The 24,111-nt window shown below is 41.3% G+C and carries 23 protein-coding genes and 3 tRNA genes; 11 read left to right on the top strand and 15 right to left on the bottom strand.

Going from position 1 to position 24,111, the window contains the following annotated elements; genetic code table 11:
- Nucleotides 1-54: 54 nt before the first annotated feature.
- The 3 genes from FTU79_RS07760 to FTU79_RS07750 are packed head-to-tail and all read left to right on the top strand — an operon-like array spanning nt 55 to nt 2,984.
- Nucleotides 55-1,236, top strand: coding sequence for a glycosyltransferase (locus FTU79_RS07760; RefSeq protein ID WP_180049515.1), 1,182 nt, complete (start codon nt 55-57; stop codon nt 1,234-1,236).
- On the top strand, nt 1,233-2,339 hold the full coding sequence (locus FTU79_RS07755) for a glycosyltransferase (protein WP_180049513.1): 1,107 nt from the start codon (nt 1,233-1,235) through the stop codon (nt 2,337-2,339). Before FTU79_RS07760 ends, FTU79_RS07755 begins: the two co-directional genes overlap by 4 nt.
- 36 nt (nt 2,340-2,375) lie before the next feature.
- On the top strand, nt 2,376-2,984 hold the full coding sequence (locus FTU79_RS07750) for a sugar transferase (protein ID WP_180049511.1): 609 nt from the start codon (nt 2,376-2,378) through the stop codon (nt 2,982-2,984).
- A 510-nt stretch (nt 2,985-3,494) separates the two neighbouring features.
- On the opposite strand, the gene glmS is transcribed toward FTU79_RS07750, so the two are convergent.
- The 8 genes from glmS to FTU79_RS07710 form a co-directional block, all read right to left on the bottom strand.
- Entirely contained in the window at nt 3,495-5,333 is a 1,839-nt protein-coding gene (glmS, locus tag FTU79_RS07745) for a glutamine--fructose-6-phosphate transaminase (isomerizing) (RefSeq protein ID WP_180049509.1), read from the bottom strand.
- A 12-nt stretch (nt 5,334-5,345) separates the two neighbouring features.
- Nucleotides 5,346-6,710 (bottom strand): bifunctional UDP-N-acetylglucosamine diphosphorylase/glucosamine-1-phosphate N-acetyltransferase GlmU, encoded by a 1,365-nt coding sequence (gene glmU, locus FTU79_RS07740; RefSeq protein WP_180049507.1) that lies wholly within the window; start codon nt 6,708-6,710, stop codon nt 5,346-5,348.
- A 21-nt stretch (nt 6,711-6,731) separates the two neighbouring features.
- Nucleotides 6,732-7,208, bottom strand: coding sequence for a phosphatidylglycerophosphatase A (locus FTU79_RS07735; RefSeq protein ID WP_078194116.1), 477 nt, complete (start codon nt 7,206-7,208; stop codon nt 6,732-6,734).
- A 22-nt stretch (nt 7,209-7,230) separates the two neighbouring features.
- A complete protein-coding gene (thiL, locus tag FTU79_RS07730; RefSeq protein ID WP_180049505.1) occupies nt 7,231-8,148 on the bottom strand; it encodes a thiamine-phosphate kinase in 918 nt (305 codons plus the stop codon).
- Between the two features lie 20 nt (nt 8,149-8,168).
- On the bottom strand, nt 8,169-8,618 hold the full coding sequence (gene nusB, locus FTU79_RS07725; protein WP_078191534.1) for a transcription antitermination factor NusB: 450 nt from the start codon (nt 8,616-8,618) through the stop codon (nt 8,169-8,171).
- 4 nt (nt 8,619-8,622) lie between these two features.
- Nucleotides 8,623-9,093: a 6,7-dimethyl-8-ribityllumazine synthase gene (gene ribE / locus FTU79_RS07720; protein ID WP_067765591.1), complete on the bottom strand. Its 471-nt coding sequence runs from the start codon at nt 9,091-9,093 to the stop codon at nt 8,623-8,625.
- 11 nt (nt 9,094-9,104) lie between these two features.
- Nucleotides 9,105-10,226, bottom strand: a complete 1,122-nt coding sequence (gene ribBA / locus FTU79_RS07715; protein ID WP_078191533.1) for a bifunctional 3,4-dihydroxy-2-butanone-4-phosphate synthase/GTP cyclohydrolase II — start codon at nt 10,224-10,226, stop codon at nt 9,105-9,107.
- 314 nt (nt 10,227-10,540) lie between these two features.
- Complete coding sequence (locus FTU79_RS07710; protein ID WP_180049503.1) at nt 10,541-11,113, bottom strand: TetR/AcrR family transcriptional regulator; 573 nt, start codon at nt 11,111-11,113, stop codon at nt 10,541-10,543.
- Nucleotides 11,114-11,244: 131 nt separating this feature from the next.
- Between FTU79_RS07710 and FTU79_RS07705 the strand changes: the two genes are divergently transcribed.
- Together FTU79_RS07705 and FTU79_RS07700 are read left to right on the top strand one after the other, a co-directional pair.
- Entirely contained in the window at nt 11,245-11,994 is a 750-nt protein-coding gene (locus FTU79_RS07705) for an SDR family oxidoreductase (protein WP_180049501.1), read from the top strand.
- A gap of 314 nt (nt 11,995-12,308) precedes the next feature.
- Nucleotides 12,309-12,914 (top strand): 2-hydroxychromene-2-carboxylate isomerase, encoded by a 606-nt coding sequence (locus FTU79_RS07700; protein ID WP_180049499.1) that lies wholly within the window; start codon nt 12,309-12,311, stop codon nt 12,912-12,914.
- Nucleotides 12,915-13,106: 192 nt separating this feature from the next.
- Here the strand turns inward: FTU79_RS07700 and FTU79_RS07695 are convergent, their stop codons facing one another.
- The gene (locus tag FTU79_RS07695) at nt 13,107-13,598 is read right to left on the bottom strand and encodes a hypothetical protein (protein ID WP_180024783.1); all 492 of its coding nucleotides are present in this window, start codon (nt 13,596-13,598) and stop codon (nt 13,107-13,109) included.
- 243 nt (nt 13,599-13,841) lie between these two features.
- Nucleotides 13,842-15,353 (bottom strand): aldehyde dehydrogenase family protein, encoded by a 1,512-nt coding sequence (locus FTU79_RS07690; protein ID WP_078194071.1) that lies wholly within the window; start codon nt 15,351-15,353, stop codon nt 13,842-13,844.
- A 221-nt stretch (nt 15,354-15,574) separates the two neighbouring features.
- Between FTU79_RS07690 and FTU79_RS07685 the strand changes: the two genes are divergently transcribed.
- Nucleotides 15,575-16,756, top strand: coding sequence for a transcriptional regulator (locus tag FTU79_RS07685; RefSeq protein WP_180041639.1), 1,182 nt, complete (start codon nt 15,575-15,577; stop codon nt 16,754-16,756).
- A gap of 21 nt (nt 16,757-16,777) precedes the next feature.
- Here FTU79_RS07685 and FTU79_RS07680 read toward each other — a convergent pair whose 3' ends face one another.
- Complete coding sequence (locus FTU79_RS07680) at nt 16,778-17,740, bottom strand: alpha/beta hydrolase (RefSeq protein WP_180049496.1); 963 nt, start codon at nt 17,738-17,740, stop codon at nt 16,778-16,780.
- Nucleotides 17,741-17,985: 245 nt separating this feature from the next.
- Complete coding sequence (locus FTU79_RS07675; RefSeq protein WP_078191526.1) at nt 17,986-19,197, bottom strand: iron-containing alcohol dehydrogenase; 1,212 nt, start codon at nt 19,195-19,197, stop codon at nt 17,986-17,988.
- A gap of 399 nt (nt 19,198-19,596) precedes the next feature.
- Here FTU79_RS07675 and FTU79_RS07670 point away from each other — a divergent pair, with 399 nt between their 5' ends.
- Entirely contained in the window at nt 19,597-21,297 is a 1,701-nt protein-coding gene (locus FTU79_RS07670) for an NAD-dependent malic enzyme (RefSeq protein ID WP_180049494.1), read from the top strand.
- 138 nt (nt 21,298-21,435) lie between these two features.
- On the opposite strand, the gene FTU79_RS07665 is transcribed toward FTU79_RS07670, so the two are convergent.
- The 3 genes from FTU79_RS07665 to FTU79_RS07655 all read right to left on the bottom strand — a co-directional run bounded on the left by FTU79_RS07665 (nt 21,436) and on the right by FTU79_RS07655 (nt 21,753).
- Nucleotides 21,436-21,511, bottom strand: a tRNA-Gly gene (locus FTU79_RS07665).
- A gap of 46 nt (nt 21,512-21,557) precedes the next feature.
- Nucleotides 21,558-21,633: transfer RNA gene (locus FTU79_RS07660), tRNA-Gly, on the bottom strand.
- Nucleotides 21,634-21,680: 47 nt separating this feature from the next.
- A tRNA-Gly gene (locus FTU79_RS07655) sits at nt 21,681-21,753 on the bottom strand.
- A 241-nt stretch (nt 21,754-21,994) separates the two neighbouring features.
- On the opposite strand from FTU79_RS07655, the gene FTU79_RS07650 reads away from it, so the two are divergent.
- The 4 genes from FTU79_RS07650 (at nt 21,995) to FTU79_RS07635 (ending at nt 24,025) form a co-directional block, all read left to right on the top strand.
- Nucleotides 21,995-22,306 (top strand): BolA family transcriptional regulator, encoded by a 312-nt coding sequence (locus tag FTU79_RS07650; protein WP_078191519.1) that lies wholly within the window; start codon nt 21,995-21,997, stop codon nt 22,304-22,306.
- 8 nt (nt 22,307-22,314) lie between these two features.
- Nucleotides 22,315-22,707 (top strand): SirB2 family protein, encoded by a 393-nt coding sequence (locus FTU79_RS07645; protein WP_180049492.1) that lies wholly within the window; start codon nt 22,315-22,317, stop codon nt 22,705-22,707.
- Between the two features lie 63 nt (nt 22,708-22,770).
- Nucleotides 22,771-23,607, top strand: coding sequence for a ParA family protein (locus tag FTU79_RS07640; protein ID WP_180003554.1), 837 nt, complete (start codon nt 22,771-22,773; stop codon nt 23,605-23,607).
- 13 nt (nt 23,608-23,620) lie between these two features.
- Complete coding sequence (locus tag FTU79_RS07635; protein ID WP_078191516.1) at nt 23,621-24,025, top strand: hypothetical protein; 405 nt, start codon at nt 23,621-23,623, stop codon at nt 24,023-24,025.
- Nucleotides 24,026-24,111: the final 86 nt, after the last annotated feature.

Here is a 24,111-nt window from a genome sequence, read left to right as displayed (position 1 = left end):
GTTATATAATTATGGTATAAGTTAAAGATATTTTATTGGTTTTTTGAAGTAATTATGAAAATAGTTTTTGTACATGATCATAAAATTAGACGTGATATTCTTGAAGGTAAATTTTATACTGATGGAAAGTTAACAAATGAATTATTTCAAAGATATATTTTTAATGAAGATGATAAAATATTTGCAATAACTCGCGTTATGGATATTGAAAGTAAACAGATTGGAAAACTAAATTTAGTTGATCAACAAAATGTTATTTTCAACCCAGTCAAGGGTATTAGTCCTATAGATATTTTTTTAAAGAATTTTATTTTTAATATGAAAGTTTTTAAAAATATAACCAATAGTGATATGAATATTATAAGATTGCCATCATTCATGGGTTTGTTTGCTTGTCTGATAAGTATGCTATTTGGTAAAAAATATTTTCTTGAGTTAGTCGGGCATGCTAGAGATTCATTGATTGATAAAAACTCTTCTATCCCTAAAATTTTTTTAGCTAATTTATATTCTTTTTTTACTAAATTTTTTACTAAAAAAGCTTCTGGAGTAATATATGTTACACAATATGCGTTACAAAAAGATTATCCAACCTCAAGAATGAGTGCTGTTGCTTCCAATGTCGTTATTCATGTTTCTGATCGCGCTGCAAAAACAAACTATCAACTATCTGCTAATGATTGTTTTAAAATAGGGTTAATTGGTTCATTTAATAATCACTATAAAGGTATTGATTTTTCAATCAGGACAATAGCTTTACTGCGAAATAGAAATATTATTACACATTTGCATATTTTAGGTGAAGGCAGCCTTCTTTCTGAATATATGAAATTAGCAGATGAGCTTAATATCAAAGATCTGATTCATTTTGATGGAATATTGCCAGGTGGAGAGCCAGTTAAAGAGTGGCTTGATCAGTTAGATCTTTATATTCAACCTAGTTTAACCGAAGGATTACCTAGAGCCATGATTGAAGCAATGGCTAGAGGTTTACCTGTCCTAGCGAGTGATGTAGGTGGAATTCCTGAATTATTAGACTCTAAATATATGTTAACAACATTTGATGAAGAAATTTTTGCAGATATGATTTCTGAACTTGTTACGGACGAAAATCATAGAAGCTTATGTGGACAAAAAAACTTTGTGAAGTCGAAACAATATGATTTCTCTCAGTTAGAAGAAAATAGACGTAATTTTTGGATGGCTTGTCGTAATACTGTTGAGAAATCATTATGAAAAAAATCTGTTTTGTGATGACTGATTCTTCACAATTTAATATTCTCTGCCGTGATCAGTTGGAGTATTTTGCACATGAAAAAAATGTAGAATTAACTTTAGTATGCGGGAACTGGTCTAAAGAGGATGAAAAACTCAAAGCAAGAAATGTTGGAAGAGTTGTCATATTTCCAATAGAAAGGAATATTTCATTATTTAAAGATTTTTATATGCTCTTTAGGTTATTCTTTTTTTTCATATTTAATCGATTTGATGCAGTTGTTTATTCTTCTCCTAAGGGACTTCTTCTTGGAAGTTTATCCTCATATTTAGCTTTTCATAAAAATCGAATAGCGCTAATTCGTGGACGGGCTTATGAAAACTTTACAGGAAAAAAAAGACTATTCTTTGTCATTTTGGATAAACTTTGCTTAAAGATTTCTAATAAAGTTATTTTCATATCAAATACAATGAGTGCTGATTTTATTGCTGAAAAAATAATTACTGAAGATAAGGCGACGGTTATTGGCAAGGGTTCTTCTAATGGGGTTAATGTAAATAAATATTTTCCAATAATGCGCGATGATTCAAATATATTTAATATTTTAGTGATTGGACGTGTGTGCCGTGATAAAGGTATTTTCGATTTATATGAAGTATTAACCCGATTAAAAAAGACGGATAAAATCGCGCTAAACATTGTGGGCAGAATTGAGGATGAGGAGTCTAAAATTATGCTAGATAAAATCATTCAAGATTTTCCTTTTGTGCAATATTATCAACATTCGCCAACTCCACAGGAATTTTTTCAAAAGGCTGATTTGCACTTGTTCCTAACGCATCGTGATGGTTTTGGAAATGTCGCTATAGAAGCGGCTTGCTGCGGAACTCCAACTTTTTGTTATGATATAAGCGGTTTAAAAGACAGTGTCGAACAAAATCTTTCTGGTAAACGGTTTAAATTTCAAGATTTTGATGGCATAGCTTTTGATATTGAACAAGCTTCTGATAATAAAATGCTATTCTTAAAAAAGTATGAGCAAGCGCCGATATGGGCAAAATCTAATTTTAATAGTGTTGAAGTTTGGGATCGTTATTTAGAATTTTATCTTCATTCTAAATAACGAGAGTTTACTGAAATACAAATAAGGGATGTAGCTGTGAAACGTTTGGTTGACGTATTAATTGCTTTAACAGCATTAATAATTTTAAGCCCGATATTTTTTTTTGTGGCCTATAAAGTTCGCAAAAATTTAGGTTCTCCTATTTTCTTTTACCAAGAAAGACCGGGGCAAGATGCAAAAATTTTTAAAATGATGAAATTTAGATCGATGCTGGATGCAGTTGATAAGCATGGTAATCCATTGCCAGATGATCAGCGTATTACGCCATTTGGACATAAGTTGCGTTCAACAAGCTTGGATGAAATGCCTCAGCTGATTAATGTCTTAAAAGGGGACATGAGCATCGTAGGTCCTCGTCCTCAAATGAAAGACTTTTTAGAGCACTATACACCGCATCAAATGCGTCGCCATGAAGTAAAACCAGGTATGACTGGCTTAGCTCAGGTTAGTGGTCGTAATAACCTTTCGTGGGAAGAGAAGTTTGAGCTTGATGTGCACTATGTAGAAAATCGATCTATTTTGGGAGATTTTAAAATTATGTTTAAAACAGTAAAAGTGATGCTTAACAAAGAGGGGATTAATGCTCCGGATCAAGAAGTTGGTGCGGAAAGGTTTGTAGGAAGTGTCAATAAAAAAGCTAAGTAGTCTGTACAATGATATATTTGAATATTTTTTGGTGATTCGATAGTTGCTCAATGTCTTAGATTGCGGTAGGTCAAAACGTTCGACGTCAATACAAGTTTATAGCTGATATACCATAAATTTGGCTTTATCATATTTATATAATTTATTCCGTACTATTCTAGATGTGCTTAAAAATCTGCGAATTCTAGAAAATCAATGCTGCAAAATATTTGGTTGGTATAGTTGATTAAATGAACGAGGCGATAGTTAGCAAAATTCACTAGAGTATTTTGAATATATTTTCTTTACTTATTTAATTAAGGCTATGTAACGAGTAAGCACTTTGATTTTGTGTTTTCGGGCTTATTTTTGGTGGGTTTTTCGGATAATCAGAATAGTGGTGGGTTCCTCAATAGGGATTAGAATAAATCTGACGTGATAGTTTGAAGTAAAATCTACAATCTCAATGGATATACTTGAAAAGCGCGTCTAAAAAAGGGAGCATAAGCTCCCTTTTTTAGACTTTAAATTTTATTCCACCGTCACAGACTTCGCCAAGTTACGTGGCTGATCGACATCTGTTCCACGCAGCACTGCAACATGGTATGAGAGCAGTTGTACTGGAATGCTATACACAATCGGCGCCAAGATTTCATTCACACTTGGCACATACACAACATGTTGACGATCTTTAGTTTTAATGCCGCTATTCTCATCGGCAAAGACAAACAACTCACCACCACGTGCTTGCACTTCTTCCATGTTCGATTTGAGTTTGTCCAACATGTCATCTTGTGGAGCAAGAATCACCACAGGCATATCATTATCTACCAGTGCCAATGGACCGTGTTTTAATTCACCAGCCGCATAACCTTCTGCATGGATATATGAAATCTCTTTAAGTTTCAAAGCACCTTCAAGAGCGATAGGGAACTCAGTTCCACGACCCAAGAATAGACAGTGATTTTTTTCAACAAATAATTCTGATAGACGTAGAATCTCAGCATTATTTTGTAAAGTATCTAAAATCACTTTCGGTGTATGCCAAAGCGCAGCAATAATTTCAGAGACACGGTCAGTTGAAATGCTTTGCTTAATTTGACCAATTTTCAATACCAATAGCATCAATGCCGCAAGCTGTGTGGTAAATGCTTTAGTCGAAGCAACACCAATTTCAGGGCCTGCGAGTGTTAACAAACTGTAGTTGGTTTCACGTACCATTGACGAAGTTGCGACGTTGCAAATGGTCATGGTGGTGATATTCAAGCTTTTCGCTGCTGCACGTTTTTGCGTATCACGCAGTGCAGCTAAAGTATCGGCTGTTTCACCTGATTGAGAAATACAAACATACAGTGTGTTATTCACAATCACAGGCGAGCGGTAACGGAATTCACTGGCAATTTCGACTTGGCAAGGCACGTCAATCAGTTGTTCAAACCAATATTTGGCAATCATGCCGGCATGGTAGCTGGTACCACATGCGATGATTTGCACTTGTTGAATTTGGCTGAAATCTTGAGCTGCATTGGCAAGGAAATCATCACGAAGCGCATTACCATTTAAGGCTTGTGAAATCGTTTGTTTAATCGCTTCAGGCTGCTCATAAATTTCTTTGAGCATATAGTGTTTATATTCACCTTTTGAAGCATTGCTTACAGTCGCATCAAGCTCTTTGATTGGACGATTCACCAATTTACCATCGACGAATACTTCAATGGTATTACGTGTCAAACGTGCAATATCACCTTCTTCAAGGTAGATAAAACGGTTGGTAATCGGTAAAAGTGCCAATTGATCCGAGCTAATAAAGTTCTCGCCAATACCGACACCAATCACAAGAGGTGAACCTTCACGCACTGTGATTAATTCATCAGGATGGTCGGTATGTACGATACCCAGTGCATAAGCACCTTTGAGTTGAGGCACGACACTTTTAACCGCTTCTAAAAGACTTGGGGTGGTTTTTAAAGCGTCATTGACTAAATGCGCGACAACTTCTGTATCGGTTTGTGAGGTAAAGATATAACCAAGCGCTTCTAGATCATCTTTAAGCTCTTGATAGTTTTCAATAATACCGTTATGAACAACAGCCACATTGCCTGAAATATGCGGATGGGCATTATTTTCAGTCGGTTTACCATGGGTTGCCCAGCGCGTATGAGCAATACCGACTGAACCTGCGATATCTGCTTCTTCAACGGCTTGTTCAAGATTTGCAACTTTACCTACGCGACGTTCACGTAGAACGTGGCCTTTATTAATCAGCGCTAAACCTGCAGAGTCATAGCCACGATATTCAAGACGCTTTAAGCCTTCAATTAAAATATTGGTAATACTACGTTCTGCAACGCCACCGACAATACCGCACATAATTTAATCCTCTTATTTCTTCAATTTTTGTGGACGTTGATAGTTTTCTTTGGCAAATTGCTTCGAACGTTCTACCGCAAGGCTATTGTCTGCCACGTCACGTGTAATGGTTGAGCCAGCACCCACTGTTGCACCATGACCAATGGTGACAGGAGCGACTAATGAGCTATTTGAGCCGATGAAGGCTGAGTCACCGATAATGGTTTTAAATTTGTTTGCGCCATCATAGTTGCAGGTAATGGTGCCTGCGCCAATGTTTGAACCTGCACCGACTTCTGCATCACCTAAATAGGTAAAGTGGTTGGCTTTTGAGCCTAACCCGACAGTGGTATTTTTAACTTCAACAAAGTTACCAATATGCACTTCATTGGCCAATTTTGCGCCTGGGCGTAAACGTGCAAATGGACCGATTTGAGCGTCTTCACCAACAATGGCGCTGTCAAAAACGCTATATGGTTGAACTTTAGTGCCTGCTGCAATCTTGGTGTTTTTAATGATACAACCTGCACCAATTTCAACGTTATCACCGAGTTCAACATCACCTTCAATAATCACGTTGATATCGATACGGACATCTTGACCAACAGTCAATGTGCCACGTAAGTCGAAACGTGCAGGATCAATCAGGTGAACGCCTTGTTGCATCAGTTGTTTAGCTTGGAATACTTGAAATTCACGTTCAAGGGCTGCCAATTGTACGCGGTCATTGACACCTTCCACTTCGAAAGCACGTTCTGGTTCAACAGATGCCACTTCGAGACCGTCTGCAATCGCCATGGCAACGATATCGGTCAGGTAATATTCACCTTGCGCATTGTTGTTGCTTAATTTTGGCAACCATTCATGTAATTTGGCATTACTTACGGCATAAATACCGGTATTAAATTCTTTGATTTTACGTTGTTCTTCAGAGGCATCTTTGTGTTCAACAATGGCTTGAATTTTGCCATTTTCACGTACAATACGACCATAACCTGTCGCATCATTAACCGTTAGGGTTACTAAGCCAATACCTGTTTGAGCAGATGCATCTAATAGTTTTTGTAATGTTGCTTCAGTGATGCAAGGTACATCACCCGAGAGAATCAAAGAAATACCGGTTTTTGCTAGGACAGGCAGAGTCACTTTGACTGCATGGCCTGTACCCAATTGTTCTGCTTGTTCAACCCATTTGACATTTTCATGTGCAAACGCGTTTTGAACCAATTCACCGCCATGCCCATAAATGGTAATTATTTCTTCTGCATTTAGTTTTTTCGCCGTGTTGATGACATGGCCAAGTAGGGGTTGTCCTGCGAGTGGTTGTAATACTTTGGGTAAACGAGAACGCATACGTGTCCCTTTACCTGCAGCAAGAATAATAACGCTAGTAGACATGTTTAATCCTAGGTGTTTCTATTACATAGACAAAATATAAAAATAAATACAGATGCAAAGCGCGGCCCAAAGACCTGCAATGATGTCGTCGAACATGATGCCAAAGCCACCACCGACTTGACGGTCAATGACACGAATTGGCCACGGTTTCCAGACATCAAATAAACGGAATAAAGCAAAACCAATCAATGCCCAAGTCCAGCTCATTTGCCCAAGATATAAAATCGGGAGGAAGGTAATGGACTGACCGGCAAATTCATCCCATACGATGCGGCCATCGTCATGGACACCCATGACTTTGGCGGTTTGACCACAAATATAGATCCCAATAATCGACATGATGATCATGACTATAATGGAGTTGAAAAAGCCGATTGCAAGCCAACCTGGAATAAACAACAAAGCAAAAGCAGAGCCAAAGGTACCCGGTGCTTTGGGTGCAAGACCCGAGCCAAATCCCACGCCACAAAAGGCGATGACTCGGTTAAACCAAGACATGGATTTAAAGTTAATGGCTGGCTTATGCAAAATGCTGGTATCCCTTAAATTTTATGACTTGGTCAACACCGTGATTGTTATAACGGATTCCCAAATTTGGGGTGATTTGACCGATTTTACTAATGTTTACATCTAATTCTAGTTGCAGAAGCTTTTTATAATTCTGCGGACTTATTGTAAAGCATAACTCATAGTCATCTCCACCCGCGAGGGCGTATTGCCACTGCTTTTCTTGTTGTAATTGTTTTACATCGTGATCGATAGGAAGTTGATCTAATTCAATTTCTGCACCGACGTGTGAAGCAGCGAGGATATGTCCTAAGTCTTGCGCGAGCCCATCAGAGACATCAATCATACTGTTGGCTAAGCCTTTGAGCTGTTGGCCCAGTAAGCAACGGGGTGTGGGATAATCTAAACGGTGCTGTAAGCGATGACCTAAATGGTTTAAGCCAAATGCTGCGTCACCGACTTGTCCGCTGACGCAGATATAATCACCGATTTGGGCACCTGAACGCGGGACGGCTTGTCCCGATTCAACCCAGCCGAGGGCTGTGACTGAAATCGTCAGATGAGGACTTTGTGTGGTATCACCACCAATTAAACTCACACCAAATTGATCGCAACAATCATATAAACCCTGACTAAAGCCTTTGAGCCAGTCATGATCAATTTGGGGTAGGCTCAATGCCAATAAAATACTGTGTGGTTTGGCACCCATTGCGGCAATATCAGAGAGATTGACGGCAACAGATTTCCAGCCTATGGCATGTGGGTTTGTGTCGAGGGGGAAGTGACGCCCAGCAACCAGTGTATCGGCACAGATGACCAATTGTTGCTGTGGAGGAGGGGTGAGCAAGGCTGAGTCATCACCGACCCCTAAATCGACAGAATTGATATTCTGTCGATTAAAATAGGTATCAATGATCGAGAACTCAGCCATACAACGTACTACTTAAAAAATTAATTAGCTTGTTGTTTTTCTGCTGCACGCAATGTAGTCGCTAAACGATCCAATACACCATTGATGTATTTGTGGCTGTCTGCACCGCCAAAATGTTTAGCTAACTCGATCGCTTCATCTAACACGACGCGATATGGAATCTCAAGATGTTCTTTGAGTTCATATGCGCCAAGACGAAGTGTTGCAAGTTCAACACCATCTAAAGCGTCTACTTCACGATCGAGTACAGGGATTAAAAGCGCATCCAATGCTTCATGATTGGCAACAACTTCGGTCAATAACTCGTGGTAATAGCCGAGGTCGACCTTGTGCATGGCATTATCCACACGTGTACGTGCTTCAATCTCATGGACAGGATTGCGGCTCATTTGCCATTCATAAATTCCTTGTACAGCAAAGCGACGTGCTTTACGTTTTGCTGCATAAGTTGCTTGAAGTGTTTGCGACATAGCGTTAAATAGCCTTTAACAAGTTAACCATTTCAATAGCAGTCAAGGCAGCTTCACTACCTTTATTGCCTGCTTTTGTACCTGAGCGTTCAATCGCTTGTTCAATACTATCCGTAGTCAATACACCATTAATTACTGGTAAGCCAGTGTCTAGACCAACAACGCCTAAACCTTTGGCACATTCGCCAGCAACAAAATCGAAGTGAGGCGTGCTACCACGAATCACTGCGCCAAGCGCGATGATGGCATCGAAACGATCTGAAGCTGCAAGTTTCTTCGCAACCACAGGAAGTTCCCAAGCACCCGGTGCATGAACAACAGTGATATTATCCTCTGATACGCCATGACGTTTCAATGTATCAACGGCACCTTCTAGCAAATGTTCAACAACAAAGCTATTAAAACGACCAACTAAAATCGCATAACGGTCTTCGTTCGCGAGATGTAACATACCTTCAATACGGCGAACTGCCATAGCAACCTCGATTATTTCTCTGATGTTTGATTTGCGGTGATGTATTCCACCACTTCTAAGTTAAAACCTGATAGTGCATTAAAGCGTAGTGGCGAGCTGAGAAGCTTCATTTTTTCCACGCCTAAATCACGTAAAATTTGTGCGCCGACACCAATGGTTTGATACTGCTGAGACAGTGCCGCATTGGATTTAACATTTTTCGGTGCAGTTAAATTTTCTAAAGCAGGGCCTAAGTCCTGTAAATGACGCTGACCAATCCATACTAAAACACCACGATCGCTGGATGCGATTTCTTTGAGTGCTTTATCGAGATTCCACGCCGGAGCGCCATCTTGTTTATTGAGTTTTAATAAGTCACGAACCGGGCTGAAACCATGTACACGGACCGTGGTTACTCCTTGTTTCGGTTCGCCTTTAACCAGTGCCAAATGAATGTCTGGATTACCAATTTCACGGTAACGGAACAATTCAAAAGTACCATATTCAGTATCTAAAGTTTGTTGATCAATGCGCTCAACGGTTTGCTCATTGGTCATGCGGTAGTGAATTAAGTCCGCAATCGTCCCCATTTTTAAGCCATGTTTTTCAGCAAACACTTCAAGATCAGGGCGACGTGCCATAGTGCCGTCTTCATTGATGATTTCACAAATCACTGAAGCTGGTTCAAGACCTGCTAAACGCGATAAGTCACAGCCCGCTTCAGTATGGCCTGCACGGTGAAGAACGCCACCAGGCTGCGCCATCAGCGGGAAAATATGGCCTGGCTGTACGATATCCGCAGGTTTAGCATGTGCTGCCACCGCTGTTTGAATCGTGTGCGCACGTTCAGCAGGAGAGATCCCTGTAGAAATGCCATTTGCTGCTTCAATAGACAAGGTAAAGTTGGTGCCGTGCTGGGCACCATTGGCATCAACCATGAGTGGTAGGTTCAACTGTTGGCAACGCTCTTTGCTGAGCGTTAAGCACACAAGACCACGCGCATGCGTAATCATGAAGTTGATATCTTCAGGACGTACGTGGGTCGCAGCGATAACAAGGTCGCCTTCATTTTCACGATCTTCATCATCCATGAGGATGACCATTTTTCCTGCACGAATATCAGCTACGAGCTCTTCAACAGTATTGAGCGGCATCAATCTTCACCTTTTTGTTTGTCTCGAATGACATTTACTTGCATTGATTGTTGCATAGTCTAACGTTTTTTTGCGTTCTTTGCCTATGCTTATCATTTTCCTTTAATGGCTCATTGTTATACACAGTCGTCAGAACCTTGAAAAGAGGACTTTATTTGAATTGTGCCATTTATGCCCAATCTTTAAGCGATTGAAAAGCATAAAAATTGGCAACCTTATATGGATTTTGAATAATTGAGCCAAATGAAACTGACAGTTTGTCGGAAGCGTTTAATCGCTTAACTACATGAAGGATCACACAAAATAATCGTCACTTATGCAGTTGAGTGCGCGGCCAAATAATCTTGAATGACCATTTTATTGGCCTGCAAAATGCTTTTTTGTAATTCGGGATCATGCATTGCCCGTGCAATTAAAACCGCACCGACCAGTTGGGACATTATGGCCCAAGCTTTTTCTTCACTCGCCAAATGTGCGCTAAATAAAGCATGACCGCGCAGTAATTCCTTTTCATAGGCCTGTTTAATCGTGTCATCTGCACGAGCTACTTCGGTCGCAAGTGTCGGCAAAACACAGCCTTGTTCAGGATGTTCAAGGTGGGAAGGGGTTAAGTAACGGTCTAATTCAAAATTAATCCAGTCGGCTGCATTATGATGCGGGTTGCTTTGCCACATGTTAAAGCTTTGCTGCAATTCATATTCAACCAATGCTTTGAGTAAATCCTGTTTTGACGAAAAATGTGAATAGAATGCGCCACTAGTGACACCTGCAGCTTTCATTAAGCCGTCAACACCTGTTGCAGCAAAGCCATTTTTTTTCGCAATTTGCCCCGTAATGTTGAGCAATTCTTGTCGTTTTTGTTGTTTGTATTCGGGTTTATAGCGCATGTGCATGACCCTAAAAAATTATGATTGACGATAAATTAATCATAACATAGTATTCGTTATAGTAACGATCGTTATTCAATAAAATTGATCGCATATGGAATAAAAAAACTATCCAGCACGAGGAGATCGTCATGGAAAATAATCATTTATCTAAGCCTGCCAAAGGTGTGGCATTGATCATTGGTGCAGGAGATGCCACCGGCGGTGAAATTGCCAAACGCTTTGCTCGTGGTGGCTATACCGCATGTATGACGCGGCGTAATGTCGACAAATTACAGCCCTTAATTGCTGAAATTCAAGCACAGGGAGGGACTGCTTTTGGCTTTGGTTCGGATGCTCGAAAAGAAGAGCAAGTGATTGAACTCATCGAGCACATTGAATCAAACATTGGCCCGATTGAGGTCATGGTCTTTAATATTGGTGCCAATGTGCCATGTAGTATTTTGGAAGAAACCGCACGTAAATATTTCAAGATTTGGGAAATGGCATGTTTCTCGGCATTTTTAACGGGTCGGGAAGTGGCGAAGCGCATGGTGAGCCGTGAATCTGGCACAATTATTTTTACGGGTGCGACGGCTGGGGTTCGTGGTGCCGCAGGCTTTGCCGCTTTTGCTGGCGCAAAACATGCGCTTCGTGCCTTGGCACAAAGCATGGCGCGTGAACTTGGGCCTAGAAATATTCATGTGGCGCATGTGGTGGTTGATGGGGCGATTGATACCGACTTTATTAAAGAGACTTTTCCCGATTTGTACGCAAAAAAAGCGCAAGATGGTATTTTAAATCCCGTACATATTGCAGAAAATTATTGGCATCTCTCACAGCAACCACGAGATGCATGGACGCATGAATTAGATCTGCGACCGTGGATGGAACGCTGGTAAGCGTAATTTGATTCAAATAAAACAACGATACGCGGTAACGTCATCCGCAAGTGTTTAAGACAGGACTACTTCTAATCAAAAATGTTTTTGTGATGCTTTGAATAATTTGACGGTAGTGAACGAGTTTTGCGGATGACAATGGTTTTGGGTACTTTTGCCGAAACAAAAGTATCTCCAGCCGAAGGCTAATCCCTTTATTTAAACCCTGGATGTAAGACTCCGTCAAATCGGCTTAAAAATCATTTAAAAAATACGATGTTACTTTTACGTGCGTAACATCAGTTAGGAAAATAAGCAAAAAAAGGACGAAAAACATGAAAGTCATTGAATTTTATTTTGATGTGGGCAGCCCATATAGTTATATCGGTTTTCATCGCATTCAACAGATTGCACAGCAGTATCAAGCCGAGCTGATCTGGAAGCCGATGCTTCTTGGTGGAGTGTTTAAAGCCACAGGCAATAGTAGCCCAATGGCGGTACCTGCGAAGGCACGTTATTCCATGATTGATCTTCAACGTTGGGGAAAGTTATGGCAGATACCCGTACAGATGAATCCGTATTTTCCGATCAATACTTTGCAGTTGATGCGTTTGATAACCGCAGTCCAATTATTTCAGCCTGAAGTATTTCTCAATGTACTGACGGGTATTTTTAACGCAATGTTTGGTCAGCCACGCAATTTAAATGATCTCACCACCTTCATGCAACTCTTGCAAGAACTGGGGCTAGGTGCAGAACAAGTGAAACAGTGGTTGGATGATGAAAAAGTAAAGTCTGAGCTTAAAGTGGTGACCGAAGAAGCCATTGCACGTGGTGTGTTTGGGGCGCCAAGTTGGTTTGTCGATGATGAGTTATATTGGGGTGTTGATCATTTACATTTTGTTGAGGCGGCTTTACAGGCTTCATCACGATCAGCCTAATTGGACGAATACTTGAGTGAATGCTATTGAATATAAGCACCAGTTTTAGGGCGGGAATGCAGAAGTCATTGTAGATGTAAGTGGAATTATAGAATGGATCATGGCTGATTGTCTTACTTACATCTACTTTTACTCAGCTTTCATTTGTATTGAGTCTTATTTTTGGGGGTACTAACTTAAAAAACTTAAGCTTTATTCCGTATATAAATAATGCTGACATTTGGTGCAATTTACGGTGCATGAATCGCTTGCATAAATACCTTTACGAAAGAATCGTTTATTGCCGCAAAAGATACAGATAAATTCATCTTTATGATTTTTAGCGCTTGGTAGCTCTTGGTAAACGAGTCTTAATCCATTGTCTTTATAACGATAATTTCGACCATAAATTTGTTTAGCAAGCCAATAGTCCAAACTTGTAAATTTTATGGCAATACAACTGATGATACAAAAAGGAAATAGCCATATAGATTCAAATGCTTTGGAAACAGACGCCCAACCTGAAAATACACTTGTGAAAGTAAAAAACATGACCGCGAAAGCACCAAAGAAGAAAAGATAGAATACTTTGCTTTGGAAAGAGCTTAATTTGTTTAAGTATTTGAGATGATGTTCATAGGTCGAAATATCATCTTGGTTGGGCACAAATGCGGGATAACGTGCTTGCTTAGGTTTGTCTGACACTTGATCACCAAATGAATGACCACAGGCACTACAAAAGTGATGTTGTACTAATGCTTTTTCTCCACAGGAGACACAATATTTCATAGCTATTTAAATATTTTTAATTAATAAAGTTATTTGTTTAGCAAGCATAAGAAAATTTGCAGCTTTTTAAAAGAAATTTTAATGAATTCTTTGAAGAGGCTTCTAACAAAAAAAGCGAACCGAAGTTCGCTTTTTATCTCATGTATTGTTCAACGCTGCTTAGAAGAAGCCCATTGGTTTGGTGTCATAGCTCACCAACAAGTTTTTGGTTTGTTGATAATGATCAAGCATCATTTTGTGGTTTTCCCGGCCGATCCCTGATTTTTTGTAGCCACCGAATGCTGCGTGTGCAGGGTAGATATGATAACAGTTGGTCCATACACGACCTGCCTGAATCGCACGGCCTGCACGATATGAAGTATGCGCTGAACGCGACCAAACCCCTGCACCTAGACCATAAATCGTGTCATTGGCAATTTTAATGGCATCATCAAAGTCTTTAAAGGTTGCTACTGAAAGCACAGGGCCGAAGATTTCTTCTTGGAAAATCTTCATGTCATTGGTGCCTTTGAAAATGGTTGGTTCAATATAGAAACCTGTACCGACTTCATTGCGTGGATCACCACCAGTAATGAGCTGTGCACCTTCATTTTTACCTGTCGCGATACAGCCCAAGATTTTGTCTTGCTGCTCTTGCGATGCCTGTGCACCAATCATGGTATCGGTATCGAGTGGATGACCCGTCTTAATACGTTTCACACGTTCGACAGCCATTTCCAAGAATCGATCAGCAATGCTTTCCTGCACCAAAGCACGTGATGGACATGTGCAAATTTCACCTTGGTTGAGCGCAAACATGGCAAAACCTTCGAGCGTTTTATCTAAGAATTCATCGTCTTTGTCCATGATGTCTTCAAAGAAAATGTTCGGTGATTTTCCACCAAGTTCTAAAGTCACAGGAATGATATTTTCAGTCGCATATTGCATGATCATTTGACCGACAGCGGTTGAACCAGTGAAGGCGATTTTTGAGATGCGTGGATTGGTCGCTAGTGGACGACCCACTTCAACACCATAACCATTCACAATATTCAGCACGCCCGGTGGGAGTAGGTCTTGAATGAGTTCAGCCAAAACCAAGATGCTGACAGGCGTTTGCTCCGCAGGTTTCAACACGATGCAGTTACCCGCAGCCAATGCTGGAGCTAGTTTCCAAGCCGCCATTAAGATTGGGAAATTCCACGGAATAATTTGACCGACCACACCAAGTGGTTCATGGAAATGGTAAGCAATAGTATTTTCATCAATTTCAGAAATGCCGCCTTCTTGGGCACGGATACAGCCGGCAAAATAACGGAAGTGATCGATACAAAGTGGAATATCAGCGGCTAAGGTTTCACGAATCGGTTTACCGTTGTCCCAGGTTTCTGCGACCGCAAGGAGCTCTAGGTTTTCTTCAAGTCGATCGGCAATTTTTAATAAAATATTTGAGCGTGTGGTTGGGGAAGAGGCGTTCCATTGGGCTTTGGCTTTATGCGCTGCATCCAAAGCCAATTCAATATCTTCAGCAGAAGAACGTGGCACTTTGGTAAAAACTTTACCGTCTACAGGGGAGATATTTTCAAAGTATTCACCTTTCACTGGCGCGACCCATTGGCCACCAATCAGGTTTTCATACTGAGCTTTAAACTGAACTTTTGAACCGGGTTGATTAGGATCGACATAACGCATATGAATTTTCCTTTGCTTGTTTATTATGATCTTGTTGGGCTGCCCATCTGTGGCAATCTACAGCTTTGGTATAAGGTACTTTTGTACATTATTTGATTAGCATAGCTTGTATAAGGTTGGAAAAAGGTTGGAGACAAGAAGGTTTACAATATTTTTTTTCAGTCTTAAAAACAAAAGCCGGGAAACGGATTTTTAGTCATGAATTGTTGTGAGAATAATGAATGATGATACAGAAGGATTTATCTGAAAAACGACAGAATGTCGAACGGTTAAGGCAGGGCATGAGTCTGTCAAAGCAGCAAAGCTCGCAATTGAATGAGAGCATTGCGAGTTCTTGGCAGCGATCGGCGCAGGCGGAAATTCCGGAAAACCGGAGTGCTGCGCCTTTGGTGAATTTAAGCCCTCAAAGTCAACAACAGTCGGCATTGCATCATGCCTTGCAACATTGTGCCGAAGATTTAAAACACATTGCCGAACAGTCGTCGATGGTACTTGCCGTGGGTGATGTGGGTAGCACGATTATTTGGAGTGCGTCGAGTCGGCAAATGCAAAGTGCTGCGGAAAGTGTGCATTTTATTGCAGGTGGGCAATGGCGCGAAGAATTGGTCGGAACCAATGCTTTAGCGTTGTCTCTAAAAACCCAACAGTCGAGTTGTGTGTTTTCAAATGAACATTATATGCCGTCTGTACATGAATGGGTCTGCTATGCAGCACCGATTATCGATCCACACACACAGCAAATTTTAGGTGTGGTTGATTTATCCACCGTGTGGAAAAACCACAATAGTTTAGGGCTACTTGCGGCTGAACGCTGCGCTTCGATTATTCAATCGGCTTTGCTCGATTTTCAAAAACAGCATTTGTACATTCGGGCCTTTGCAGTGCCGCAAGTGTTATTTAATGGCAAAGTGATGGTGCTGACCCCACGGCAAATTGAAATTTTGACCATCTTGGCGCTATGTCCACAAGGCATGACCTTAGATACATTGCATCAAGCCTTATACGGTGAACGCAAGGTGAGTGTTGGGACTTTAAAAGCAGAAATGTCGCAGCTACGCGATATTTTAGGCGGCATGTTAGGCTCAAGACCCTATCGTTTATTGGCGCAAGTCGAAGCCGATTTTTTACAAGCCGAGCAAGCCTTAGATGCAGGTTATCTCGATTCGGCGTTAAAACTGTGTTCAGGGGTTTTCTTGGCCAAAACCGAAAGTCCTTTTTTAGGGGCATGGCGTGATTGTCTTGAGTCACGATTGAGCCAAGCGATTTTTAATGCCAAAGAAACAGATGTTCTGCTCAAGCATGTCGCGCGTTTTCCTGAAGCTATTGATGCGGTTGAACGCCTGATTGAGCTGATGCCGAGATCACATCCCGTACATCAGACTTTGTTGAAACTAAAACAGTAATTTGCAATGTGATTCAGGCTATTAAAGGCCTTTATTGGCCAGCCATTGAAAGAGCTGGGTATAGACTTGTGCTCGCGCGGTTTTTTCCGAAAGTACTAAATCATGCAAGCCATTGTGAATGCTTTGAATGGTGACATCGCCTTGAATTTTCTTGGCATATTTTTGGATATCTTTTACACCCAAAATCACATCACTGGTCTGCGCTGCTTTACCCCATTTTTTGGGATTTTTAGTTTGATGCGAGTGCATGACTAAGACCGGTACATCTAGGCTGACACCTCGGTGGATCTCCTTTTGAGCTTCATAAATACTGCGGACGAAACTGATGTATACCATTGGATAGCGGGTCTTTTTCCAGTCTAAATTGAAGTCCCATTCACCCTTGAGTTCACGGTGTAAGCTGGCGGTGTACCATTTATTTAGTTCACTTGGGAATTTTAAATTTGGAAAAGTCTTTGCCAATTTACTCAGCTGTGGAATACCCAGTGCGCGTTTCACTGGATTCATGTTGAAATCATAAAATGGGCTGTTAACCCAAAGGGCTTGAATTAAAGGATGATTTGGATGATGGGCTGCATACAAAGTGGTGGTTAAGCCACCGGTAGAATGACCACAGAGCAGCAAGGCATCATGACCTTCATCAGCAATGATCTTTAGGGCTTGATCTATTTCGGCATCGTATTCAGACAGTGCATGCACATTATAGTATTTTTGATGCGGGCGGATGGAGCGGCCATATTTTCTTAAATCTAAGGCATAAAAGTCGAAACCGTGCTGATTGAAGCGTTCCGCCATTTCGGTTTGGAAAAAATAATCGATAAAACCATGGATATAGAGCACCGCTTTGGAGGTAGGAGCCGTGGCTTTTTTGCGAACCAGTGTGGCAACCACTGGGCCTTCATAATCATCCGGGAAGGTCAGCGTGGCTTGTTCATAGCCTGCGCCCAAAATGTCAGGCTGATACTGAATTGGTGAATGGCTCATTATTATACTCATTAATATTATTGGACATTATGCTTTATCCTTGATGAGTCATGAGCTTTTGTCAAATGAATAATCGATGCTGTTTTACCGACTAAAAAAGAGTGACCTCAGTATGAAAGCGACCAATCTATAGTCGCTTTCCTGAAATAAAAGGTGAAATGGATTCAGTTGAGCCTACATCACCAGACTCAAAGGGTAATGTAGGCACTTGGGTCACTTAAACATGAAGACCTTTTGGGCTTAACTTAAACAGCCGCTTTGAAGTCGACCACAGAAGCATTGGCTTTAAGCGCTGCCTTGAAAATATCAACCACTTGAGCATGATTCGCTTTACGTGGATTGGTTAGCATGCAGGCATCTTTTTGCGCATTTTCAGACATGATGCTGAGGTCTTGTTCTTTCACACCGAGTTCAGAAAGGCTTGATGGAATGCCAATCGAAGCAGACAGTTCACGGATTGCTGCAATCGCTGCATAAGCCGCTTCAGTCACCGTTAAACCGTCGGTTGGCACACCCATGAGCTGTGCGATACGTGCATAGCGGTCAGGGCAGGCGATCAGGTTAAATTCGCAAACGTGTGGTAACAGCACGGCATTACATACGCCATGTGGCAAGTTGTAGAAGCCGCCAAGTTGGTGCGCCATCGCGTGGACATAACCTAAAGAGGCATTGTTAAAAGCCATTCCTGCTAAGTACTGTGCATAGCTCATCGCATCACGAGCTTCTAGGTTTTCGCCATTGGCGACGGCAGGGCTGAGCCATTCACTGATCATTGCAATGGCCTTTTCAGCACAAGCATCGGTAATTGGGTTTGCAGCAGTTGATACATAAGCTTCGACCGCATGTGTTAATGCATCCATACCGGTTGCTGCAGTGAGCGCCGCAGGTTTTGCAATCATTAGTTTCGGGTCATCAATGGCGATAAGAGGGGTACAACGCCAATCGACAATCGCCATTTTAACGTGGGTGTCAGTATTGGTAATGATACAGAAACGGGTCATTTCTGATGCCGTACCTGCGGTGGTATTAATCGCAATGAGTGGAGTCATTGGAACTGTGCTTTTATCGATGCCTTCATAGTCACGAATATGACCACCACCTGCAGTGACTAAGCCAATGCCTTTGGCACAGTCATGAGAAGAGCCGCCGCCGAGAGAGACAATAAAGTCACAGCCATTGTCATTGTAGGCATCAACACCGCTATGTACGTTGGTGTCAGTTGGGTTGGGTTCTGCGCCCGGAAAGATGTGACTTTCTACGCCAGCTTCAGTTAAATATGCGGCAATCGTATCTGCTACACCAAATTTGTAAAGACCGGCATCGGTCACGATAAGCGCTTTCTTTGCGCCAAGATTTTGCGCCTTTGCACCAATTTCTTTAGCACAGCCGGGGCCAAAAAGTGAAACACAAGGGATGTAAAAACCGTTTGTTTGATCTGCAATATTTTTAAAAGCCATGGTGCGATTCCTTCTACCATCATTTTGAGTTGTTATGGGTGATACTCACCTAAACTGAGTATTGCGAGGGATGTTTTAAATTCACACCTACCAAAGACCTACCAAAATTAAGGCTTTGTTTTGAATTTATTTAATTGATTGAAATTTAATCATTAATTATTTTTGTTATTTTCTAAGATTCGCTAAAAGTCGTATACATTTAAGCCAAAATAGGCGTTGCGATGATTGGATGCATGATCGAGTTATCAGATTATAAAATCTAACTAAAACTACTATCAATTTACTAAATGCCCCAAAGCGCTCGAATCAGGATAGGCTATAACAAATAACGAGATAGTCACTTTTGTGCATTTCGCTTTTTGCAGTGCGAAACAAAAGATTAATTAAACGAGTTAAATAATGCCCAGTGAAAATTTGAAAACGAAACGACCTTTATATATTCCTTATGCCGGAAATACACTTTTAGAACTCCCACTTTTAAATAAGGGTTCTGCGTTTAATGAAGATGAACGTAAGAGCTTTAATTTACACGGTTTAATTCCACACGTTACAGAAAGCATTGAAGAACAAAGTCAGCGTTCTTATCAGCAATATTGTGCATTTAATAGTGATATCAATAAGCATATTTACCTGCGCAATATTCAAGACACCAATGAAACATTGTTCTATCACTTAATTGAAAACCACCTCAGTGAGATGATGCCGATCATCTATACACCAACAGTGGGTGAGGCTTGTCAGCGCTTCTCGGACATTTACCGCCGTCATCGTGGGATTTTTATTTCATATCCTGACCGTGATCATATTGACCAAATTATTCATAACGTGAATAAAAAGAACGTGAAAGTGATCGTGATTACGGACGGTGAACGTATTCTTGGACTTGGTGACCAAGGCATTGGCGGGATGGGGATTCCAATTGGTAAGTTGTCGCTGTACACCGCATGTGGTGGGATCAGTCCAGCTTATACATTGCCGATTACTTTAGATGTCGGAACCAATAACCAACAGCTGTTGAATGACCCGATTTATATGGGATGGAGTCAGCCTCGTATCAGCGGTGAAGAATATTATCAATTTGTCGATGACGTGATTAAAGCCATTCAACAACGTTGGCCAAAAGCGCTGATTCAATTTGAAGACTTTGCACAAAAAAATGCGATGCCTTTATTGGAAAAATATCGCGATAAAATTTGCTGCTTTAATGATGATATTCAAGGAACAGCAGCGGTGTCTGTCGGAAGTTTAATTGCGGCATCACGTGCAGCAGGCAAGCAGCTCAAAGATCAAATCGTCACATTCTTAGGTGCAGGTTCAGCAGGTTGCGGGATTGCAGAACAGATCATCAAACAAATGGTGGCGGAAGGTTTAACCGATGCTCAAGCGCGTGCGCGGGTGTTTATGGTCGATCGCTTTGGTTTAATTACTGAAAATCAGCCGAATCTTTTAGATTTCCAACGCAAACTTGCGCAAGCACCGGATAACGTTGCTCATTGGGCAAATGCAGATTCAGTCATTTCGCTATTGGATGTAGTTACACATGCTAAACCGACTGTATTGATTGGCGTTTCGGGACAACCGGGACTGTTTAGCCAAGAGGTCATTGAAACGATGGCTGCAAATTGTGAACAGCCTATTGTGTTGCCACTGTCTAATCCAACATCGCGTGTCGAAGCGGTGCCTGCAGATATTATTGAGTGGACCAAAGGTAAGGCCCTGATTGCGACTGGCAGTCCATTTGCACCAGTGAATTATCATGGCAAGATTCATCAGATTTCACAGTGTAATAACTCCTATATTTTCCCGGGGATTGGTCTCGGTGTGATTGCATCTGGGGCGAAACGTGTGACGGAAAATATGCTGATGGCATCTAGTACGGCGTTGGCAGACTGTTCACCAAAATTGGCAGATCCAAATGCCGATTTATTGCCAAGTTTGGATTATTTACAGGATATTTCGAAGAAAATCGCATTGAAAGTGGCATTAGCTGCGATTGCTGATGGTGTTGCGCCAAATGTCAGCATTGAAGTGCTCGAACATGCGATTGAAGCGAATTTCTGGAAACCTGAATATCGTGATTATGTCCGTGTGACCTATTAACGCAATTTTAATTTTTATTCATATTTGTGGAACCTGACTCAAACCATGTTCCACATACTGAATAAATATAGATTGATTTTGATTGGTGTAAGCGATAGATAAAAAAGCCCCCATCTTTCGATGAGGGCTTTTTGAATTTGGAGCGGGAAAGGAGACTCGAACTCCCGACCCCAACCTTGGCAAGGTTATGCTCTACCAACTGAGCTATTCCCGCGGAGTCTATCCTGTTTTTTTACTAAAAAACTGAATCGAAAAAAATTTGGAGCGGGAAAGGAGACTCGAACTCCCGACCCCAACCTTGGCAAGGTTATGCTCTACCAACTGAGCTATTCCCGCGGAGTCTATCCAATTTTTTAAATAAAAAACCGAATGAAAAAATTTTGAGCGGGAAAGGAGACTCGAACTCCCGACCCCAACCTTGGCAAGGTTATGCTCTACCAACTGAGCTATTCCCGCATAGCCACGTATAATACATTAAGGATTTTTCAGGTCAATAACTTTATGAAAATCTGTGCATCGTTTGCATAAAATAAAAACAATTTGTTTGAAAATTGGAAGATTTTTGCAGGTCAAAGGCTTCCATTCTGATGAAATCATGCAATTCAGGCGGTTTCAGCAACTTTGCGACACAAGAACTTCAACAAATACAGGCTATACTAAGACCAGTTGAACCTTTTTTGAATTTTGGAGAGCCGTTTTGAGTTTAGAACAGCAATTAATTGAGCGTCTACAGACATTAGCGCCTACACATCTTGAAGTGGTGAATGAGTCCGCAGGTCATGGTGGTTATTTCCCAGGTAAAGAGTCGCATTTTAAAGCGGTGATCGTGAGTGAGGCTTTTGCAGGCTTGCGTTTGGTGCAACGTCATCAAAAAGTCTATGCCGCAGCAGGTGATTTACTCAGTCCGGGGCAAATTCATGCCTTGGCTATTCATGCGTTTTTACCCGAAGAATGGAAAGGTCAAGACACCACTAGCCCTGAATGTGCGCATGCACCAAAGTCATCTTAAGGTGAGCCATGGAAACGCAATTAATCATTAAAATCATTCATATGTGTGGCGTGGCTTTAGGCTGTGCTGCCATTTTCATTCGTGCTTTTACGCTGTTTAAAGGGACGCAGGGCAATTTACCCAATCCGGCAGGACGGAAGTTTTTTGTTGCTTTGCAACATGGCTCAATGACATTAATTGCCGTAACAGGAATTATCTTATTGTTTATGAAAAACTTTGATGTGCAGCCATGGTTCTATGCCAAAGTTGTACTATTTCTAGCGTTGCTGTCTTCTTTATCTAAAGCGTATAAAAAAGATGACAGTGTTTTATTGGTTCAGCGCCGTGCGGGCTTATTTATTGCAGCTGTTGCACTTATTTTCATCATTACATTGGTTATAATCAAACCAGTTTTTGGATAAATGGCTTATCCACATGGCCGATTTCAAGGCTTGAGTAAAAAAACAAAGATTAGAGGGTTTTGAATGCGTACGCGTGTGGTATTTAACCAAAAAGGTGGTGTGGGGAAATCGAGTATTACGGTCAATTTAGCTGCGATAAGCGCGCACCAAGGTTTAAAAACTTTGGTGATTGACCTCGACCCTCAAGCCAATTCAAGTCAATATTTGTTGGGGGATGATGCGACGTATTCGGCAGATAAGCCTGCTCTTGAACCCAATATTGAAAATTATTTTGAAGAAGTCTTGGGGACGCAACAAAGTAAAGGTTTGTTGGGAAATGCCATCGGTTCGATTTTGAAGGGTCGTGCCAAAGGTTTGGAAAGTTATGTGCATGCATCGCCTTATCCACGTTTAGATGTGATTCCTGCCAGTCCAAATTTAGGCGCGTTGGCACATGCCTTAGAATCTAAGCATAAAATTTACAAACTGCGTGATGCTTTGCAGCAGATGAGCGGTCAATATGATCGAGTGTTTATTGATACACCGCCTGCCTTTAACTTTTTTACTTTATCTGCGTTGATTGCGGCAGATCGCGTGCTGATTCCATTTGACTGTGACGTGTTTTCAAAACGAGCTTTACAGACCCTGATCGAAAATGTGTTGGAAACGCAGGATGATCATAATGATCATTTGGAAATTGAAGGCATTGTGGTCAATCAATTTCAGGCACAGGCGAAGTTGCCGCGCGAAGTTGTACAACAACTCAAAGATGAAGGTCTGCCTGTATTGGACAGCATGTTGCCGCCTTCGGTGCTGATGAAAGAATCTCATCATAAAAATCAACCTTTAATCCATTTGGCTGCAGATCATAAATTGACGCAAGCCTATCAATCATTGTTCAATGAAATTGAGCAAAAGTAGTATCGAGAAAAGTATGAATGCACTTAAATGTGGTCTAGTTGCTTTCACTGCTGTTGTATTGGGTGCATGTGCAAGTACGCCTAAACCAAGCTATGTTTCACCTACACAGTATCAGTCTTTGAGTTGCCAACAATTGCAAAGCGAATACAACCGAATCCACGACTATATTCAAAATGGTGTAGAAACACCGAAGCGCACAGGCGTTGGTGTCGGTGTTGGCCTCGGTGGTGGCTGGGGCAGCCGTGGAGGTTGGGGAATTGGTCCGAGTATTTCGGTCAATATGGGACAATCTTCAAATACCAAACGTACCGAACTTTCTCGTGTTTTAGGTGAGCAAGAAGCGATTGTACAGGCAGCAAAATTTAAAGGTTGTCCGATTATCGTTCGCGCAAATTCGGCTACCGCAGCAAAATCATAAACGGATCATGAGCAGGGGCTCAGGCCTGTGCTATGAGAAAAGTGTAATAAAATTTGTCAGTAGGCGAGGCGTCTACTGGCATTTTT

This window comes from Acinetobacter sp. YH12144 (assembly GCF_013418345.1).
Taxonomy (GTDB): Bacteria; Pseudomonadota; Gammaproteobacteria; order Pseudomonadales; family Moraxellaceae; genus Acinetobacter; species Acinetobacter amyesii.
The sequence above is the reverse complement of the archived record's forward strand: the minus strand, read 5'-3'. Positions and strand labels throughout refer to the sequence as shown.